Origin of the sequence: Streptomyces sp. NPDC102279 (assembly GCF_044766365.1) — a bacterium.
Classification (GTDB): Bacteria; Actinomycetota; Actinomycetes; order Streptomycetales; family Streptomycetaceae; genus Streptomyces.
Window position 1 is genome coordinate 333,710 of the sequence record NZ_JBIWLU010000006.1, and the last position, 16,756, is coordinate 350,465.

The 16,756-nt window shown below is 71.1% G+C and carries 18 protein-coding genes; 5 read left to right on the top strand and 13 right to left on the bottom strand.

Features of this window, described 5'->3' with window-relative positions:
• Positions 1-157: 157 nt before the first annotated feature.
• Positions 158-1,240 carry a LacI family DNA-binding transcriptional regulator gene (locus tag ACIRQH_RS17060; protein WP_358816670.1) on the top strand — a complete coding sequence of 361 codons (1,083 nt, stop codon included), beginning with the start codon at positions 158-160 and terminating at the stop codon, positions 1,238-1,240.
• Positions 1,241-1,304: 64 nt separating this feature from the next.
• Here the strand turns inward: ACIRQH_RS17060 and ACIRQH_RS17065 are convergent, their stop codons facing one another.
• From ACIRQH_RS17065 to ACIRQH_RS17085, 5 genes are all read right to left on the bottom strand, one after another.
• A complete protein-coding gene (locus ACIRQH_RS17065; protein ID WP_388870416.1) occupies positions 1,305-2,609 on the bottom strand; it encodes a DUF6986 family protein in 1,305 nt (434 codons plus the stop codon).
• 193 nt (positions 2,610-2,802) lie between these two features.
• Positions 2,803-3,777, bottom strand: coding sequence for an electron transfer flavoprotein subunit alpha/FixB family protein (locus ACIRQH_RS17070; protein WP_358816672.1), 975 nt, complete (start codon positions 3,775-3,777; stop codon positions 2,803-2,805).
• Between the two features lie 99 nt (positions 3,778-3,876).
• The gene (locus ACIRQH_RS17075; RefSeq protein WP_388870422.1) at positions 3,877-4,662 is read right to left on the bottom strand and encodes an electron transfer flavoprotein subunit beta/FixA family protein; all 786 of its coding nucleotides are present in this window, start codon (positions 4,660-4,662) and stop codon (positions 3,877-3,879) included.
• A 216-nt stretch (positions 4,663-4,878) separates the two neighbouring features.
• A complete protein-coding gene (locus tag ACIRQH_RS17080; protein WP_358816674.1) occupies positions 4,879-5,388 on the bottom strand; it encodes a flavin reductase family protein in 510 nt (169 codons plus the stop codon).
• Between the two features lie 241 nt (positions 5,389-5,629).
• Positions 5,630-6,043: a thioredoxin family protein gene (locus ACIRQH_RS17085; RefSeq protein WP_358816675.1), complete on the bottom strand. Its 414-nt coding sequence runs from the start codon at positions 6,041-6,043 to the stop codon at positions 5,630-5,632.
• Between the two features lie 75 nt (positions 6,044-6,118).
• Here ACIRQH_RS17085 and ACIRQH_RS17090 point away from each other — a divergent pair, with 75 nt between their 5' ends.
• Together ACIRQH_RS17090 and ACIRQH_RS17095 are read left to right on the top strand one after the other, a co-directional pair.
• On the top strand, positions 6,119-6,535 hold the full coding sequence (locus tag ACIRQH_RS17090; RefSeq protein WP_358816676.1) for a DUF4395 domain-containing protein: 417 nt from the start codon (positions 6,119-6,121) through the stop codon (positions 6,533-6,535).
• A 186-nt stretch (positions 6,536-6,721) separates the two neighbouring features.
• A complete protein-coding gene (locus ACIRQH_RS17095) occupies positions 6,722-7,450 on the top strand; it encodes a lysophospholipid acyltransferase family protein (protein ID WP_358816677.1) in 729 nt (242 codons plus the stop codon).
• A 40-nt stretch (positions 7,451-7,490) separates the two neighbouring features.
• On the opposite strand, the gene ACIRQH_RS17100 is transcribed toward ACIRQH_RS17095, so the two are convergent.
• The 5 genes from ACIRQH_RS17100 to ACIRQH_RS17120 all read right to left on the bottom strand — a co-directional run bounded on the left by ACIRQH_RS17100 (position 7,491) and on the right by ACIRQH_RS17120 (position 12,128).
• The gene (locus ACIRQH_RS17100; RefSeq protein WP_404226446.1) at positions 7,491-8,180 is read right to left on the bottom strand and encodes a B3/4 domain-containing protein; all 690 of its coding nucleotides are present in this window, start codon (positions 8,178-8,180) and stop codon (positions 7,491-7,493) included.
• Between the two features lie 12 nt (positions 8,181-8,192).
• Positions 8,193-8,765, bottom strand: a complete 573-nt coding sequence (locus ACIRQH_RS17105) for a transglutaminase domain-containing protein (RefSeq protein ID WP_404226447.1) — start codon at positions 8,763-8,765, stop codon at positions 8,193-8,195.
• 98 nt (positions 8,766-8,863) lie between these two features.
• Positions 8,864-9,937: a threonine aldolase family protein gene (locus ACIRQH_RS17110; protein ID WP_388870433.1), complete on the bottom strand. Its 1,074-nt coding sequence runs from the start codon at positions 9,935-9,937 to the stop codon at positions 8,864-8,866.
• Positions 9,934-10,689: an SDR family NAD(P)-dependent oxidoreductase gene (locus tag ACIRQH_RS17115; protein ID WP_358816820.1), complete on the bottom strand. Its 756-nt coding sequence runs from the start codon at positions 10,687-10,689 to the stop codon at positions 9,934-9,936. The genes ACIRQH_RS17110 and ACIRQH_RS17115 overlap by 4 nt, the downstream gene beginning before the upstream one ends.
• Positions 10,690-10,730: 41 nt before the next feature.
• Positions 10,731-12,128 carry a DUF6421 family protein gene (locus ACIRQH_RS17120; protein WP_388933579.1) on the bottom strand — a complete coding sequence of 466 codons (1,398 nt, stop codon included), beginning with the start codon at positions 12,126-12,128 and terminating at the stop codon, positions 10,731-10,733.
• A gap of 476 nt (positions 12,129-12,604) precedes the next feature.
• On the opposite strand from ACIRQH_RS17120, the gene ACIRQH_RS17125 reads away from it, so the two are divergent.
• A complete protein-coding gene (locus tag ACIRQH_RS17125) occupies positions 12,605-13,288 on the top strand; it encodes a glycerophosphodiester phosphodiesterase family protein (RefSeq protein ID WP_358816682.1) in 684 nt (227 codons plus the stop codon).
• A gap of 67 nt (positions 13,289-13,355) precedes the next feature.
• Here ACIRQH_RS17125 and ACIRQH_RS17130 read toward each other — a convergent pair whose 3' ends face one another.
• Positions 13,356-13,895 (bottom strand): GNAT family N-acetyltransferase, encoded by a 540-nt coding sequence (locus ACIRQH_RS17130; RefSeq protein ID WP_358816683.1) that lies wholly within the window; start codon positions 13,893-13,895, stop codon positions 13,356-13,358.
• A 70-nt stretch (positions 13,896-13,965) separates the two neighbouring features.
• Here ACIRQH_RS17130 and ACIRQH_RS17135 point away from each other — a divergent pair, with 70 nt between their 5' ends.
• On the top strand, positions 13,966-14,352 hold the full coding sequence (locus ACIRQH_RS17135; RefSeq protein ID WP_404226448.1) for a VOC family protein: 387 nt from the start codon (positions 13,966-13,968) through the stop codon (positions 14,350-14,352).
• A gap of 34 nt (positions 14,353-14,386) precedes the next feature.
• Here ACIRQH_RS17135 and ACIRQH_RS17140 read toward each other — a convergent pair whose 3' ends face one another.
• Together ACIRQH_RS17140 and ACIRQH_RS17145 are read right to left on the bottom strand one after the other, a co-directional pair.
• Complete coding sequence (locus tag ACIRQH_RS17140) at positions 14,387-14,953, bottom strand: MarR family winged helix-turn-helix transcriptional regulator (protein ID WP_388870441.1); 567 nt, start codon at positions 14,951-14,953, stop codon at positions 14,387-14,389.
• A complete protein-coding gene (locus ACIRQH_RS17145; protein ID WP_404226449.1) occupies positions 14,950-16,593 on the bottom strand; it encodes an FUSC family protein in 1,644 nt (547 codons plus the stop codon). The genes ACIRQH_RS17140 and ACIRQH_RS17145 overlap by 4 nt, the downstream gene beginning before the upstream one ends.
• Positions 16,594-16,756: the final 163 nt, after the last annotated feature.

Consider the following 16,756-nt stretch of genomic DNA (forward strand, 5'->3'; position numbering starts at 1 on the left):
TCGGGCCCCGTCGTTCGCCGCGCGGCAGGCGTCCGCGGACGACGGGAACCGTGCGCCCTGGGGAAGGCGCAGGCCGGAGATTGCGGTGGACAGTGTCTCTCGCATCTGACAACGTTGTCCAGGCTCTATGCTCGACGCCACATCCTCATACAACCCCATGGACCTACGCATCCCCGTGGACGACAGGACAGGACAGCACATCGTGGCCGAGACCGCCCGCCGATCCGAGAACCGCTACGGCAATCGTCCGACCATGAAGGACGTGGCGGCGCGTGCGGGAGTCGGCCTGAAGACGGTCTCCCGTGTCGTGAACGGCGAGCCCGGCGTCACCCCCGACACCGAGCGGCGCGTCCAGGAGGCCATCGACGCCCTGGGGTTCCGGCGCAACGACAGTGCCCGGGTGCTCCGCAAGGGCAGCACCGCGAGCATCGGTCTCGTCCTGGAGGACCTCGCCGACCCCTTCTACGGACCGCTGAGCCGCGCGGTCGAGGAGGTGGCACGGGCCCACGGGGCGCTGCTGATCAACGGTTCCAGCGCCGAGGACCCGGACCGCGAGCAGGAACTGGTCCTCGCCCTGTGCGCACGCCGCGTGGACGGCCTGGTCGTCATCCCGGCCGGCGACGACCACCGCTACCTGGAGCCCGAGATAAAGGCGGGCGTCGCCACGGTCTTCGTGGACCGCCCCGCCGGGAGGATCGACGCCGACGTCGTCCTGTCCGACAGCTTCGGCGGCGCACGCGACGGCGTCGCCCACCTCATCGCGCACGGACACCGCAGCATCGGCTTCATCGGCGACATGCCGCGCATCCACACGGCAGCCGAGCGTCTGCGGGGCTACCGGGCCGCCATGGAGGACGCCGGGATAGTCGTCGAGGACGGCTGGATGTCCCTGGGCGTCACCGATCCGCAGCGGGTGCGCGAGGCGGCCGAGGAGATGCTCTCGGGCCCCTCCCCCGTCACCGCGGTCTTCGCCGGCAACAACCGTGTCACCGTGACCGTCGTCCGCGTGATCGCCGAACGCGGCCGCCCCGTGGCCCTCGTCGGCTTCGACGACATCGAGCTCGCCGACCTCCTGGAGCCGGGCGTCACGGTCGTCGCCCAGGACGCCGCCGCCCTCGGCCGCACCGCGGCCGAACGCCTTTTCCGCCAGCTCGACGGCACCCTGCTCGCCCCGGAACGGATCGAACTCCCGACCCGCCTCATCACTCGCGGCTCGGGCGAACTGCGCCCCGCGCGCTGAGGACGACGGCGCGGAACCGGGCACACCGAAGGCGCGGCGCCTCGGGGAGGCACCGCGCCACGGTCTACTGACCCGAGATCGTCAGATCCCCCCGCCGCGGCGACGCGAAAGCCTCCAGGTCTGCCCGGGTCTGGCCGGTCGCTCGGGCGACCTCCGCGATGTCGAGCGCGCCGCAGTCGAGGCCGCGCAGCAGATAGCCGCTGAGGGCCTTGGCGGTGGCGGGCTCGTCCATGACGTCGCCGCCCGCGTGGTTGGCGTAGCGGGCGAGGCGGCCTGCGGCCTGCTCGAAGCCCTCCCGGTAGAAGGCGAAGACGGCGGCGTAGCGGGTCGGGATGTGGCCGGGGTGCATGTCCCAGCCCTGGTAGTAGGCGCGGGCCAGGGCACGCCGGGTGAGGCCGTAGTGCAGGCGCCAGGCGTCGTGCACCTTCTCGGTGGTGCCGACGGGCAGGACGTTGGTGGAGCCGTCGGAGACGCGGACGCCGGTGCCCGCGGCGGCGACCTGCATGATCGCCTTGGCGTGGTCGGCGGCCGGGTGGTCGCTCGCCTGGTGGGCGGCGGAGACACCGAGGCAGGCGCTGTAGTCGAAGGTGCCGTAGTGCAGGCCGGTGGCGCGGCCCTCGGCGGCCTGGATCATCCGGGCGACGGTCGCGGTGCCGTCGGTGGCGAGGATGGACTGGCTGGTCTCGATCTGGATCTCGAAGCCGATCCGGCCGGGCTCCAGGCCGCGCGCCTTCTCGAACTGCTCCAGGAGCCGGACCATCGCGGTGACCTGCTCCGGGTACGTCACCTTGGGCAGGGTGAGGACGAGGCCCTCGGGCAGGCCGCCGGCCTCCATCAGGCCGGTCAGGAAGATGTCGAGGGTGCGGATGCCCCGGTCGCGTACCGGCGCTTCCATGCACTTCATGCGGATGCCCATGTACGGGGCGGCGGTGCCGTTCTCGTAGGCGTCGGCGATGAGCCGGGCGGCGCGGGCCGCCGCGGCGTCCTCCTCGGCGTCCGGGCGCGGGCCGTAGCCGTCCTCGAAGTCGACGCGCAGGTCCTCGACGGGCTCGCGCTCCAGCTTGGCGCGGACGCGGTCGTACACGGGCCCGGCGAGTGCGTCGGAGAGGCCGAGGACCGCGGCGAAGGAGGCGGCGTCGGGGGCGTGTTCGTCGAGAGCCGCGAGGGCGCGGTCGCCCCAGGTGCGGATGGTGTCGGCGGCGAACGCGTCGCCGGGCACGTACACGGTGTGGACGGGCTGGCGGGTGCCGGGGTCCCCGGGGTAGCGGCGCTCCAGTTCGGCGTCGACGGGGGCGAGGGACGCGCTGATCTCCTCGCTGACGGCTCCCGCGAGGCTCGTCGCCACCTTCTCCTGCTGGCCCTGACCCATTCCACACCCTCCTGTTTTCCGCACTACGGAATCAATAATCCGTAGAGCGAAGTTATCCGGCGAGCTTCTCGCGGGTCAACACCCTCTTGGATCCTGGGACACGGCCGCGGCCCGCGCGCCCGGCCTCCCCAGGATGCACCGAGGCCCCCGGGACCGGCGCGCGGTCACGGGGGCCTCGTGGAGCACGGAGCGATCAGCCCTTGCGGGACTTGATCTCCTCGGTGAGCTGCGGGACGACCTCGAAGAGGTCGCCGACCACGCCGTAGTCGACGAGGTCGAAGATCGGCGCCTCGGCGTCCTTGTTGATCGCGACGATCGTCTTCGACGTCTGCATGCCCGCGCGGTGCTGGATCGCGCCGGAGATGCCGGAGGCGATGTAGAGCTGCGGCGAGACGGACTTGCCGGTCTGGCCCACCTGGTTGGTGTGCGGGTACCAGCCGGCGTCGACCGCGGCACGCGAGGCGCCCACGGCGGCACCGAGCGAGTCGGCGAGGCCCTCGATGATCGAGAAGTTGTCCGCGCCGTTGACGCCACGGCCGCCGGAGACGACGATCGCGGCCTCGGTCAGCTCGGGGCGGCCGGTCGACTCGCGCGGGGTGCGGGAGGTGACCTTGGTGCCGGTGGCCTTGTCGGAGAAGGAGACCGTGAGGGCCTCGACGGTACCGGCGGCCGGGGCGGCCTCCACGGCGGCCGAGTTCGGCTTGACCGTGATGACCGGGACACCCTTGGCGATGCGGGACTTGGTGGTGTACGAGGCGGCGAACGCCGACTGCGTGGCCACCGGGCCCTCGGCGCCGGCCTCCAGGTCGACCGCGTCGGTGATGATGCCGGAACCGATACGGACCGCGAGGCGGGCCGCGATCTCCTTGCCCTCGGCGGAGGACGGCACGAGCACGGCGGCCAGGGAGCCCCCGGCGGACACCGCCTCGTACGCGGCCTGGAGCGCGTCGACCTTCGGTACGACCAGGTAGTCGGCGTACTCGGCGGCGTCGTGCGTGAGGACCTTCACCGCGCCGTGCTCGGCGAGCGCGGCGGCGGTGTTCTCGGCACCGGAGCCGAGCGCGACGGCGACGGGCTCGCCGATGCGGCGGGCCAGCGTCAGCAGTTCCAGGGTGGGCTTGCGGACGGCACCGTCCACGTGGTCGACGTAGACGAGAACTTCAGCCATGGGGATGCTCTCCTGCGGATTGCGAAGTCTGAGGGGCGGTAAGCGGGGTGGGCCTCGGCCGCTGTGCCGGTCCGGGGACGCGCCCCGGACCCGCGGCGACTAGATGAACTTCTGGCCCGCGAGGAACTCGGCGAGCTGCTTGCCGCCCTCGCCCTCGTCCTTGACGATCGTGCCCGCGGTGCGCGCGGGGCGAGCGGTAGCGGTGTCGACCTTGGTCCAGGCGCCTGCGAGACCGACCTCGCCTGCCTCGATCTCCAGGTCCTCCAGGTCCCAGGCCTCCACCGGCTTCTTCTTCGCGGCCATGATGCCCTTGAAGGACGGGTAACGCGCCTCGCCCGACTGGTCGGTCACCGACACGACCGCGGGGAGGGAGGCCTCCAGCGACTCGGAGGCGGTGTCTCCGTCACGGCGGCCCTTGACCACGCCGTCCTCGACCGACACCTCGGAGAGCAGCGTGACCTGCGGGACACCGAGACGCTCGGCCAGCAGCGCCGGCACGATACCCATGGTGCCGTCGGTGGACGCCATGCCGGAGATGACCAGGTCGTAGCCGGCCTTCTCGATGGCCTTGGCCAGCACCAGCGAGGTGCCGACGGCGTCCGTGCCGTGCAGGTCGTCGTCCTCCACGTGGATGGCCTTGTCGGCACCCATGGACAGCGCCTTGCGCAGGGCGTCCTTGGCATCCTCGGGGCCGACGGTCAGCACGGTGATCTCGGCGTCGTCCGCGGCATCGGCGATCTGCAGCGCCTGCTCGACGGCGTACTCGTCGAGTTCGGACAGCAGGCCGTCCACGTCGTCACGGTCGACGGTCAGGTCATCGGCGAAGTGCCGGTCGCCAGTGGCGTCGGGCACGTACTTCACAGTGACAACGATCCTCAAGCTCACGCCGGCTCTCCTACTGCATCGTCATTTCTGGGCTGCCTTCTTTCAGGCAGCATAGGCGCCTGAAGCGGGCGATCCCGGTCGGGGCGGCCCGCGCTCCGAACGAAATATTACTCGCCAGTACATCCATTGGGTGCCCACTAAGCAAGCGCTTTGAACTGTGACCTTCGCAACGCTGTGTAACCGGCGAGTAGAACCCGCGAGTAGCGCCGCTCCGCCTCAGTCGCGCAGGCCGTTGAAACGCCCCTGGTGATACAGGAGCGGGCCGCCCTCGCCCGAGGAGTCGCCGAGCACGACCTCCGCCAGGACGATCCGGTGGTCCCCGGCGGGCACCCGCGCCACCACCCGGCACACCAGCCAGGCCAGGACTCCGTCGAGGACGGGAACGTGCTCCGGGCCCTTACGCCAAAGGGTGGGCGCGCCGAACCGGTCGGCCCCGCTCAGCGCGAAGGTGGCGGCCAGGTCCTGCTGGTGCTCGCCGAGTATGTGGACACCGACGTGGTCGGACTCCGCCACAGCGGGCCAGCTGGAGGCGCCGGTGCCGATGCCGAACGAGACGACCGGTGGGTCGGCCGAGACCGACGTGAGCGAGGTGGCGGTGAAACCGACGGGACCCCGCGGGCCGGGGGCGGTGATCACGGCGACGCCGGCGGCGTGCCGGCGGAAGACGGAGCGCAGCAGGTCCGGGGAGGCGGGACGGGTGGTGCCGAGGCCGGGCGTGGCCGACATGGAGTTGTCCTTCTGCGAGGGCTGACGTGGAAGTCCCGACGCCCGGGCGGAACCGGGTGCGGGAAAGGGTCCTTGGCTGCTCAACAGCCCGGACAGCGCGCACTCGCGGTGCGAGCCGGATCCACTGGGAGACGCTCGGGGTGAAGGAGTTCCGGGGGCATACGGTCAGGCTGACGATAGGTGGTACGTGCAGTCAAGCGCGTACGGGTATCTGCGAGATGCCTCACCATGATCGCCACGTTCAGACGGCCTCTCCCAGTGCGGCGATGACGTCCGCCTTGCGCGGCTGTCCCGTCGCTCGCCGCACGATCCGGCCGTCCGCGTCGAGGACGAGGACGGTGGGGGTCTTGAGGATGCCGAGATCGCGTACGAGGTCGAGGTGGTCCTCCGCGTCGATCTCCACGTGCGACACGCCGGGGACCAAGTCGGCCACCTCGCCGAGGACCCGGCGGGTCGCCCGGCAGGGGGAGCAGAAGGCGCTGGAGAACTGCACGAGGGTGGCCCGTTCACCGAGCCCCTCCCCCAACTCCGCCGCGCCGAGCAGCTTTCCGTCGTCGCGCCCGCGCACTGTCACCCTCCCGCTCCGCCGCCGATGCAGCACTCCGTACACGCTCGCCAGCGCGAGCACCGCCAGGCACACCACAAGTCCGGTCATCACATGCACAAGCATTCATGAGACCGCATTGATTCCCGGCATCGAGCAGTGCTCGGCATGCGGAATCCTTGAATCATGGACATTGATGTGAGGGGACCGCGTTTCGGCGCGGTCGTGACGACGGTCGTCCTGGCGGCCACGCTGATCACCGGGAGCACGTGGCTGCTGGCCTGGCAGACGCTGGCGTTCGCGCTGGGAGCCTCGGGCGGTGTGGCGCGTTCTCCGTACGGGTGGCTCTTCCGGAAGGTGGTGCGGCCGCGCCTCGGGCCGCCGGCCGAGTTCGAGGCGCCGGAGCCGCCGCAGTTCGCGCAGGCGGTCGGGCTCGTCTTCGCGGTGGTCGGGCTGATCGGCTTCACCGCCGGCCCGCAGTGGCTGGGACTCGCCGCGACCGGGTGCGCCCTCGCGGCGGCGTTTCTCAATGCGGCGTTCGGGTACTGCCTGGGGTGCGAGATGTACCTGCTCGTGCGGCGCGCGATGGTACGCGCGGAGTAAAGGCGAGTTAAAACCCCGAGGTGGATCAAGTGAACGACGTGACAAGGATCTCGCCGTTCTCCGGCACCAGGACTGGCCACCCGTCCGTTCTTCGGGCACGATCTGCGCAATGCCGTAAACCTACGGCTGCGTAACTTTCCCGCCGGGAGCCCCCTTCCCAGGCAGAGAGAAGGGTCCACCCCGTCCATGGCAGAGCTTGTCTACCGTCCCGTCGTCGCCTTCGCCCAGACGCTGTTCAAGGCCTGGGACCTCAAGATCGACTGCCAGGGATCGGAGAACATTCCGCGCTCGGGCGGCGCCGTGCTGGTCAGCAACCACATCAGCTACCTGGACTTCATCTTCGACGGCCTGGCCACCCTGCCGCAGAAGCGCCTGGTGCGCTTCATGGCGAAGGAGTCGGTGTTCCGGCACAAGATCTCCGGACCGCTGATGCGGGGCATGAAGCACATTCCCGTGGACCGTGAGAAGGGCGAGACGGCCTACCAGCACGCGCTGGAGTCGTTGCGTTCCGGTGAGATCATCGGCGTCTTCCCCGAGGCGACCATCTCGCAGTCCTTCACTCTGAAGAGCTTCAAGTCGGGTGCCGCGCGCATGGCCCAGGAGGCCGGCGTCCCGCTCATCCCGATGGCACTGTGGGGCACGCAGCGGCTGTGGACCAAGGGGCACCCGCGCAACTTCAAGCGCAGCCACACCCCGATCACCATCCGGGTCGGCGAGCCGATGGAGGCCCCGCAGGACCAGTACGCGGGCGCCATCACCCGGCGGCTGCGCGAGCGGGTCCAGGAACTGCTCGAAGCGGCGCAGCGCGCCTATCCCGTACGCCCCAAGGGGCCGGACGACACCTGGTGGATGCCCGCCCATCTCGGCGGCACCGCGCCGACCCCCGAAGAGGTGCGCGCGGCCGAGGCCCGCTGAGCGGTTCTCCCGCTCGGCTCGCTCGCCACGCGCCGGGGCGTCACTCCGGGGCGTGGACGGTGATCCGCGCCCCGGGGCTGAACTTCGCCAGAAGCTCGGCGAGTTCGGCGCCCGCGCCCTCAACGTCCGCGACGGGCATCGGAGCGAGGCTCTCCAACAGGAAGACCGCCGAGGTCGATCGCTCGGTGAGCCGGGTGCGCGGTCCCTGCCGCCAGTTCCAGCGACGGCAGGTGACACCGGCGTCGTCGCGCCACACCACTTCTCCCGCGTCGGGGTGCTCGACGGTCTCCTCACCGCCCGCGACGGTCACGAAGTCCTCGTCGCCGGTGGCGCGCACGAGGCGCATCGCACCCCGGATGTGCTCGGTGTCCTCGCCGCCGACGGGGATCAGATGGGCCACACTGATCGCGTTGTAGACGTCCACGAGGACGTTGATCCGCGGCAGGCCGGCGTCCGAGAGGGCGCGCCTGGCCAGTGCCTCCGCGGAGTTGCGGGTTCGAGAGGGCTTCGAGCCGAACGCCGTGTACGTCTCCCGCCAGGCCGCCACGTGCGGGTCCTCGTGCGGAGGCCGGCCCCCCAGACGCTCGGCCAGCCGCCGAGCGTCGTCGAGAAGAGCCGAAGTGCCTTCCGTGCTCGGCCCGTTCACCAGTCCGTCCGCCTCCACGGCGACGTGCGTGAAACCGGGCGCGAGCGCGCGGACCTCGTCGGACACGGTGAGCGTGAGAGTCATCGTTGCCTTGCCTCAGAGTGCGGTGGGGAGAGTCCGCCACAGGGACGGCCGGTCCGGGGCGGCCTTCAGGGCGCCGAGCACGGTCGGGTGCGGTTCAGCGTACAACACCGGGTAGTCCAACTCATTGGACTCGGGATCGGGCGTGAAGGCCAGCCGTTCGCCCTCGAGGGAGAACCGGGCGTCCACGCCCGGCTTGTTGCCGCGCGGGTCCTGACGGTGCCAGGCGCCGTGGAAACGTACGGCGACCAGGCCGTGCACCTCGCCGAGCCGCTGATAGCAGAAGGCGGTCGGGATGTCCTCGGCGCGCAGCAGGGCGGCAAGCGCGTGGGCCTTGGCGTAGCAGATGCCGGTGCGCCGCTCCAGGACGTCGGAGGCGCGCCAGGTGACCCGCGGGTCGCCCGAGTCCTGGGAGTGCGGGATGGTGTCGCGCACGAACTCGAACGCCGACCGCGCATAGGCATACGAGTCGGCAGCCCCCTCGGCGAGCCGTGCCGCCGTCCCACGGACGAGCGGATGATGATGGTCGACGACCTCGTCAGCGGCCAGATAGGCGGACAGGTCGCTGGTTTCCTGGATCAGCTCCATATCCGCAGAGCATAGGAAAGCGATCACCCGGGGGTCAATGCTTTTCCAGGTGACCGCATACCTATGCAACGAGAGGGAGCAGAAGACAGCCCGGCTAGCTAGCTCTGGGCCATCTCCTCCTTGAGCGCGGCGACGAAGCCGTCGACGTCGTCCTCGGTGGTGTCGAAGGCGCACATCCAGCGGACGTCGCCTGCGGCCTCGTCCCAGAAGTAGAAGCGGTAGCGCTTCTGGAGCCGCTCGGTCACGTCGTGCGGCAGCCGGGCGAAGACCGCGTTGGCCTGCACCGGGTGGAGGATCTCGACGCCGTGCACGGCGCGGACGCCCTCGGCGAGTCGCTGGGCCATCTCGTTGGCGTGCCGGGCGTTGCGCAGCCACAGGTCCTTGGCGAGCAGCGCCTCCAACTGCACGGAGACGAACCGCATCTTGGAGGCGAGCTGCATCGACAGCTTGCGCAGGTGCTTCATGTGGCGGACGGCGTCCCGGTTGATGACGACGACCGCCTCGCCGAACAGCGCGCCGTTCTTGGTGCCGCCGAGCGAGAGGATGTCGACGCCGACCGCGTTGGTGAACGTCCGCATGGGGACGTCCAGGGAGGCGGCCGCGTTGGATATCCGGGAGCCGTCCAGGTGCACCCGCATGCCGTGCGCGTGGGCGTGGTCGCAGATCGCCCGGATCTCCTCGGGCGTGTACAGGGTGCCCAGTTCGGTGCTCTGGGTGATCGAGACGACCTGCGGCATCGCGCGGTGTTCGTCGTCCCAGCCGTACGCCTGCCGGTCGATCAGTTCGGGCGTGAGCTTGCCGTCGGGCGTGGGCACCGTGAGCAGCTTGAGGCCGCCCATGCGCTCGGGGGCGCCGCCCTCGTCGACGTTGATGTGCGCGCTCTCCGCGCAGATCACCGCGCCCCAGCGGTCGGTGACCGCCTGGAGGGCGACCACGTTCGCACCGGTGCCGTTGAAGACCGGGAAGGCCTCCGCGGCGGCACCGAAGTGGCTGCGGATGATCCCCTGGAGGTTCTCGGTGTAGTCGTCCTCGCCGTACGCGACCTGGTGCCCGCCGTTGGCCACGGCGAGCGCGGCGAGCACCTCGGGGTGGGCCCCCGCGTAGTTGTCACTGGCGAAACCGCGGACGGCCGGGTCGTGATGACGCCGGGCGTCGGTCTTCGGAGGGTTCACGGCTTCTCGGTCAGCCACAGACGGTTTCCGTTCACTTCGGCGGCGGGCCGGTTCCAGACGTCGACGATGGACTCGGCCAGGTCCTTGACGTCCGTGAAGCCCGCGAACTTCGCGTTCGGCCGCTCGGCGCGCATCGCGTCGTGCACCAACGCCTTGACCACCAGGATGGCAGCGGCGGACGTCGCGCCCTCGGCGCCCTCGGCGATTCCGGCCTTGCGGAAGTAGTCCGCCATGGCGAGCGTCCACGCCTCGGCGGCGGCCTTGGCCGCGGAGTAGGCGGCGTTCCCCGCGGTGGGGTTGCTCGCACCGGCGGCGCTGATCAGGACGTACCGGCCGCGCTCGCTGCTCTGCAGCGCCTCGTGGAAGGCGAGGGTGGTGTGCTGCACGGTGCGGATGAGCAGCAGTTCGAGCAGGTCCCAGTCGTCGAGGACCGTCTTGGTGAAGGTCTCGCTGCCCCGCCAGCCGCCGACGAGGTGGACGAGGCCGTCCACCCGGCCGAAGTCCTTCTGGATGCGTGTGGCCCAGTCACGGGTCGACTGGAGTTCCAGCAGATCCACCGTGTCCCCGACGACGGTGGAGCCGCCGTGGGCGTAGCTGGCCGCGTCGACGGCCTCGGCCAGCCGCTCCGCGTCGTTGTCCGCGCCGATGACGGTCGCGCCGGCCTCGGCGAGCCGGAGCAGTGCCGCCCGGCCGGCGGGTCCACCCGCTCCGGCCACCGCGATCACCGCACCGCTGAGAGCCCCGTTCCCCATGGTCTTCGCCTCCTGAGCAATGATCTCGGTACCGCGGTCGGTCACGCGGCGATCCGCTCGGAGTCCGCCGCCGTGATGCCCTTGGTGGAGGCGATCACGTTCTTCAGCTTCTTGGAGAGTGCCTCATAGAACATGCTCAGGGGAAACTCGTCCGGAAGCACGTCGTCGACCAGCCTGCGCGGCGGCTGGGACAGGTCGAGGGCGTCGGGACCCTTGGCCCAGCGGGAGCCGGGGTGCGGTGCGAGGTAGGTGGAGACCAGGTCGTAGGCCTTGAACCAGTGGACCAGCTTCGGGCGGTCGATGCCGGCCCGGTAGAGGTCCTCGATCTCGCCGCACAGCTGGTTGGTGACCTGCGGTGCGCGCTGCCAGTCGATGTGCAGCTTGTTGTCGGTCCAGCGGACGACGTCGTGCTTGTGCAGGTAGGCGAAGAGGAGCTGGCCGCCGAGCCCGTCGTAGTTGCGGACGCGGTCGCCGGTGACCGGGAAGCGGAACATCCGGTCGAAGAGCACGGCGTACTGCACGTCACGGCCGTGCTGGTTGCCCTCGGCCTCCAGCTTCACGGCCTCCTTGAAGGCGGTGAGGTCGCAGCGCAGCTCCTCCAGGCCGTACATCCAGAACGGCTGGCGCTGCTTGATCATGAAGGGGTCGAAGGGCAGGTCGCCGTGGCTGTGCGTACGGTCGTGGACCATGTCCCACAGGACGAAGGCCTGCTCGCAGCGCTCCTGGTCGTCCACCATGGCGGCGATGTCCTCGGGCAGCTCGAGGCCCAGGATGTCCACGGCGGCGTCGGTGACGGCCCGGAAGCGGGCGGCCTCGCGGTCGCAGAAGATGCCGCCCCAGGAGAAGCGCTCGGGCGCCTCGCGGACCGCGATGGTCTCCGGGAAGAGCACGGCCGAGTTCGTGTCGTACCCCGCGGTGAAGTCCTCGAAGGTGATGCCGCAGAACAGCGGGTTGTCGTAGCGCGTGCGCTCCAGCTCGGCCAGCCAGTCCGGCCACACCATGCGCAGCACGACCGCCTCGAAGTTGCGGTCCGGGTTGCCGTTCTGCGTGTACATGGGGAAGACGACCAGGTGCTGGAGGCCGTCCTCGCGGGACGCGGCGGGCTGGAAGGCCAGCAGCGAGTCCAGGAAGTCGGGCACGTGGAAACCGGCGTCAGCCCAGCGGCGCAGGTCCTTGACGAGGGCCTCGTGGTACGCCACGTCGTGCGGCAGCAGCGGGGAGAGCCGCTCGATCGCGTCTATCGCGCGGCGGACGGCCAGGTCGACGTCCGAGGCGTCGGGCGCGTCGTCCGCGTCGAAGTCGATGGAACCGTCCTTCGACTGCCAGGGCCGGATCTCCTCGACGGCATCCTTGAGCACGGGCCACGCCGGGTGCTCCACCACCCTGGCGACGGGAGGAATTCGATCCTCCACACCGACCTGCACAAGCATTTCCGTCATGTCCCACCCTCCACAGGAGAACCTCGCGTATGGACACCGTATGTATACGAGGTTCCTTCCCGCAAGAGGGAATCCGAGAGATTATCCTGCGCATCCCCACCTTCACCGCTCTTTTTCCTGTCGGACACCGTGAGGACAGCCGCATGCGCCGCGGCCTTCCGGCGGTGGAACGGACCTCGGAGGGTGCCGGGCGGACGCGGCTCACGGAGCCGAACTCCCCGCCGGGGCGCGGGAGTCGACGGGCCGGGGGCGGTCCTGCGAGGGGCGCGCCCGGCCGGCCACCGCAGGACGCGACCGGCGCCCCGGTGAGCCGTCCGCCGATGTGGGCAGGGTCTCCCCCGTCCGACACCCTCATTGCCCGGCGCAGGAACGGGTACATCGCACAGTCAGGCCATTAGGCTGCGGCCTTGCCGCGTGGGCGTCCCCGTCGGAACCACGCGCGAGCCGAGCCGCCGTCGACGGAAGCGAGTCGCATCTTGAACTTCCTCACCATCGGTCACCGCGGAGTGATGGGCGTCGAACCCGAGAACACTCTCCGTTCCTTCACCGCCGCGCAGAACGCCGGCCTCGACCTGATCGAACTCGATCTGCACCTGAGCAAGGACGGCGCCCTCGTCGTCATGCACGACGCCGACGTGGACCGCACGACCGACGGCTCGGGGCCGATCGCCGAGAAGACCCTCGCGGAGCTGCGCGCACTGGACGCCGGGAGCGGCGAGCGCGTTCCCGTCTTCGAGGAGGTCCTGGACGCCGTCACGTCGCCGTTGCAGGCCGAGATCAAGGATGTCGCGGCGGCTCGGGCGCTGGCCGAGGTCATCCAGCGGCGCGACCTGGTCGGCCGGGTGGAGGTATCGTCGTTCCACGACGAGGCGGTCGCCGAGATCACCCGGCTGGTGCCGGGCGTCCGCACCGCGCTGATCGCCAGCCGCTACGGTGTCGACGTCGTGGACCGCGCCGTGGAGGTCGGCGCCGAGACGGTCTGCCTCAACATCCGCAGGCTGAGCCTGGAGGTCGTCGAGAAGGCCCGCAAGGCCGAGCTGCGGATCATCGGCTGGGTGGTCAACACCCAGGACCATCTGCGGCTGGTGCGCGCCCTGGGGCTGGACGGCGCGACCACCGACTACCCCGAGATCAAACGCACCGGCCGCTTCACCGCGTGAGGCACGGTCCTGGGGCCGCCCACCGGGCAGGCCCCGGGACCCCGCCGCACGATCCGGACGACGGGCCCTAGGCGAGGGGCTTGACCAGCAGTTCGAAGCACAGGTCGTCGCGCTGCGGAACGCCGAAGCGCTCATCGCCGTACGGGAAGGGCGTCGTCCGTCCCGTACGGCGGTAGCCGCGCCGCTCGTACCAGGCGATGAGGTCCTCGCGCACGGAGATCACCGTCATGTGCATCTCGGTGACGCCCCAGGTCTCGCGGGCCGTGCGCTCCGCCTCCGCGATGATCACCTTGCCGAGTCCGCCGCCCTGGAGCGCCGGGCTGACCGCGAACATCCCGAAGTAGGCGTGGTCACCGCGGTGCTCCAGCTGGCAGCAGGCGACGACCGTGCCGTCCCGCTCGACCGTCAGGAGCCGGCTGTCGGACGACTCGATGACGGCGAGGACACCCTCGGGGTCGATTCGCTGCCCCTCCAGGATGTCGGCCTCCGTGGTCCAGCCGGCCCGGCTGGCGTCCCCTCGGTACGCCGATTCGATCAGCGCGACCAGGACATCCACATCGTCGTCCTTGGCGTCGCGGAAGGTCAGGCCGGTGGTGGCGGTTTCCATGGAGCGGTTATCCGTTCGGTGGCGCGGCTCGGGCACGCCTGAGCGTAACCCGCCCCTATGATCCCGCTGCATGGTGCATGTACTGAGCAGCCGTGTCCTTCTGCGCCCCACCGATCCCGAACGCTCACGCGCCTTCTACGGCGAACGTCTCGGACTGGCCGTCTACCGCGAGTTCGGTACGGGGCCCGAGCGCGGGACCGTGTACTTCCTCGGCGGCGGTTTCCTCGAGGTCGCCGGACGGTCCGGGACACCGCCCTCCCCCGCCCTGAAACTGTGGCTCCAGGTCGCCGACGCGGCGGCGGCCCACGATGAGCTGGTGGCCGCCGGCGTCGAGGTCGTGCGGCCTCCGGTGCGGGAGCCGTGGGGGCTGATCGAGATGTGGATCGCGGATCCGGACGGAACGGAGATCGTGCTCGTCGAGACGCCGGCCGACCATCCGCTCCGGTACCGGCCCTGAGAACGGTGGGAGGACTGCTGCGGCGCGGGAGGCGTCAGGCGCGCGGCAGGCCCAGGCGGCCTTCGAGCTGCCCGAGCAACTCCCCGAGGAGAACGGCCAGTTCACGCTGCCGTTCGGCGTCGATGCCGGACAGGACCGTGGTCTCGTAGGCGAGCTGGTCGGGGAGGACGCCGTCGACGAGGTCGCGCCCGGCGTCCGTCAGCCGGACGTGCGCGACCCGGCGGTCACGAGTGTCGCCGCGGCGCTCGACCAGCCCGCGCTCGGTCAGTGCCTTGAGCCGCTTGGTGACGGCGGCACCCGAGGAGAACGTCTCGCGGGCGATGTCGCCGGGGGTCAGCTCGTGCCCGGTGCGGCGCAGTGTGCCGAGCACGTCGAACTCGGGGCGGGTGAGACCCGCCCGGCGCAGCGGCGCGTCCTCGGCCTGCTGGAGGAGCGCGGAACAGCGGTTGACGCGCCCGATGACCTCCATGGGTCCCGTGTCGAGATCGGGCCGCACCGTCTCCCACTGGCGCACGACGGCGGCCACCGTGTCGGCGGGTACCCGCTGCGGCCCCGCCACCGGGCCGCCGTCCGCCGCGCTCCGTCCGTCCGCTGTCGTCATGCCTGTGCGCCCTCCCGGCCGTGCAGTCCCTGGCGTCGTACCGTCGCCGCGAGCGTACGGTGTCCGGCCTGTTCGGCCCGCATCACTCGCTCCTCGGGCAGGGCGCGCTGCCACCACTCGCCGGCCGCGGCGTCGGCTGTGGCGCGCAGGTCCACGACGGCGGCGGCCAGGCCGCGGCGGGCCGACTCCAGGGCACCCCGGCCGGGCGTCTCCTCGGTCAGCAGCGCGTCGGCGTGTTCCCGGGCGCGCTCCACGGCCGACAGCCCGTCCTCGATCCGGTCGCCGGCCCGCCGGTTGGTGACGGCCATCGCGGCGACGAGGCCGACCAGCGCGCCGACCAGGGTGTCGACGACCCGGTCGGTCATCAGCTCGGCGGGCTGCTGCGCGCGGGCGAACTCGGTGATCAGCAGGGCCATGGGTGTCACGCAGATGCTGCCCAGCCAGTAGTTCCGGCCGATCAACGCCTCGGCTCCGAAGTTCAGCGCGAGACAGCTCAGGACCAGGGCCGCCTGGCCGACGTGGGCGAGCGGGACCAGCGCGGCGAAGACGAGTACGCCGACGAGGTTGCCGACGACGCGCTGCACACCCCTGCTCCAGGTCAGGGTGACGTTGGCCTGGTAGAGGGACGCGGCGGTGACCAGCGCCCAGTAGGGGCGGCCGACACCGAGGGCGAGCGAGACGTAGCCGGCGAGGGCGCAGCCGGCGGCCGTGCGCAGGGCGATGGGGCCGAGCGGGCCGAGACGCCCGAGCAGGGGCCGTTCCCCGAAGGTGAGGACCGCCTCCACGCCGAGGAGTTCGTCGGCCGCCTCACCGAGACCGTCCGGGTGCGGCACGGGGCCGGTGCCGGACAGCTCACGGGCCAGGCCGCGCAGCCGCTCGGGGTCGGTGTCCGTGGGAGCCGCGAGCGCGACCTCGGCGCGGACGACGAGCCGTTCGAGGGCACGGCGGGGCGCCGAGCGCGCTCCCGTCGACAGCAGCGACTGCCACGCCGCGTGCACGGCGGCGGCGCCGGCGGCGCGGGCCCGGGCGTCGTCCGGGGCGTCCGCGTACACCGCCGCGGCGTTCAGCGCGTGGGCCGTGGCGCGCCGCTCCGGACCGTGCGGACGGACGAGCCCCGGTGCCATGCCGACGATCCAGGCCCACGCTCCCGCGGCCGCGCCCAGCGCGAGGTGACCCGGCACTTGGCCGAGGTTCTGCGGCACGAACAGGGACGCCGAGGAGATGAACGCGAGGACCACGTGCCCGGGCGGGCCGACGCGGGTCGCGTCGCACAGCGTCTTCTGCGCGGCGGCCAGCAGAGCGCCGACGGTCACCAGCACGACGGCGTTCGAGGTGAGCGAGGCCGTCACGAGCGCGACGCCCAGTCCGCCGAGCATGCCGAGCACCACCAGGGCGAGGACACGGGCCCGGGCCGCGTACGGACGGTTGTGGGCGTAGAGCGCGCACAGCGACCCGGCCATCGTGTACATCGCGAGATCCAGGCGCCCGAGCGCCAGCAGCGTGAGGTTCGGCGGGGCGACCGCGACGACGACGCTGAGGGCGGGCTTGAACCAGATGTCGGAGGGCCTGCCGAGGCGCAGGACACCGGCGAGCGGGAGGCGGGGGACGCGCGAGGGGGTGGGGCGGAGTGCACTGCTCATGCCATAACCTTAACAGGTGTTTTACTTGTAAATCATTCCGCCTCGACCATCGCCCGGCTCCTCTCCCACCGGGCCCCTCCGGCGCCCTGAGCCGCCCCGAGCCGATCGGTGCAGGTCGGCGCACGCCCCGTGCGCTCCCCCTCGTACACCCTTGCGCTTGCTT

Excerpts from the sequence above, each read along its gene's own strand:
- ACIRQH_RS17060 (WP_358816670.1), top strand. The coding sequence starts at position 158 with ATGGACCTACGCATCCCCGTGGACGACAGGACAGGACAGCACATCGTG.
- ACIRQH_RS17065 (WP_388870416.1), bottom strand. The coding sequence starts at position 2,609 with ATGGGTCAGGGCCAGCAGGAGAAGGTGGCGACGAGCCTCGCGGGAGCC.
- ACIRQH_RS17070 (WP_358816672.1), bottom strand. The coding sequence starts at position 3,777 with ATGGCTGAAGTTCTCGTCTACGTCGACCACGTGGACGGTGCCGTCCGC.
- ACIRQH_RS17080 (WP_358816674.1), bottom strand. The coding sequence starts at position 5,388 with ATGTCGGCCACGCCCGGCCTCGGCACCACCCGTCCCGCCTCCCCGGAC.
- ACIRQH_RS17085 (WP_358816675.1), bottom strand. The coding sequence starts at position 6,043 with ATGACCGGACTTGTGGTGTGCCTGGCGGTGCTCGCGCTGGCGAGCGTG.
- ACIRQH_RS17090 (WP_358816676.1), top strand. The coding sequence starts at position 6,119 with ATGGACATTGATGTGAGGGGACCGCGTTTCGGCGCGGTCGTGACGACG.
- ACIRQH_RS17095 (WP_358816677.1), top strand. The coding sequence starts at position 6,722 with ATGGCAGAGCTTGTCTACCGTCCCGTCGTCGCCTTCGCCCAGACGCTG.
- ACIRQH_RS17100 (WP_404226446.1), bottom strand. The coding sequence starts at position 8,180 with ATGACTCTCACGCTCACCGTGTCCGACGAGGTCCGCGCGCTCGCGCCC.
- ACIRQH_RS17105 (WP_404226447.1), bottom strand. The coding sequence starts at position 8,765 with ATGGAGCTGATCCAGGAAACCAGCGACCTGTCCGCCTATCTGGCCGCT.
- ACIRQH_RS17115 (WP_358816820.1), bottom strand. The coding sequence starts at position 10,689 with ATGGGGAACGGGGCTCTCAGCGGTGCGGTGATCGCGGTGGCCGGAGCG.
- ACIRQH_RS17120 (WP_388933579.1), bottom strand. The coding sequence starts at position 12,128 with ATGACGGAAATGCTTGTGCAGGTCGGTGTGGAGGATCGAATTCCTCCC.
- ACIRQH_RS17130 (WP_358816683.1), bottom strand. The coding sequence starts at position 13,895 with ATGGAAACCGCCACCACCGGCCTGACCTTCCGCGACGCCAAGGACGAC.
- ACIRQH_RS17135 (WP_404226448.1), top strand. The coding sequence starts at position 13,966 with ATGGTGCATGTACTGAGCAGCCGTGTCCTTCTGCGCCCCACCGATCCC.
- ACIRQH_RS17140 (WP_388870441.1), bottom strand. The coding sequence starts at position 14,953 with ATGACGACAGCGGACGGACGGAGCGCGGCGGACGGCGGCCCGGTGGCG.
- ACIRQH_RS17145 (WP_404226449.1), bottom strand. The coding sequence starts at position 16,593 with ATGAGCAGTGCACTCCGCCCCACCCCCTCGCGCGTCCCCCGCCTCCCG.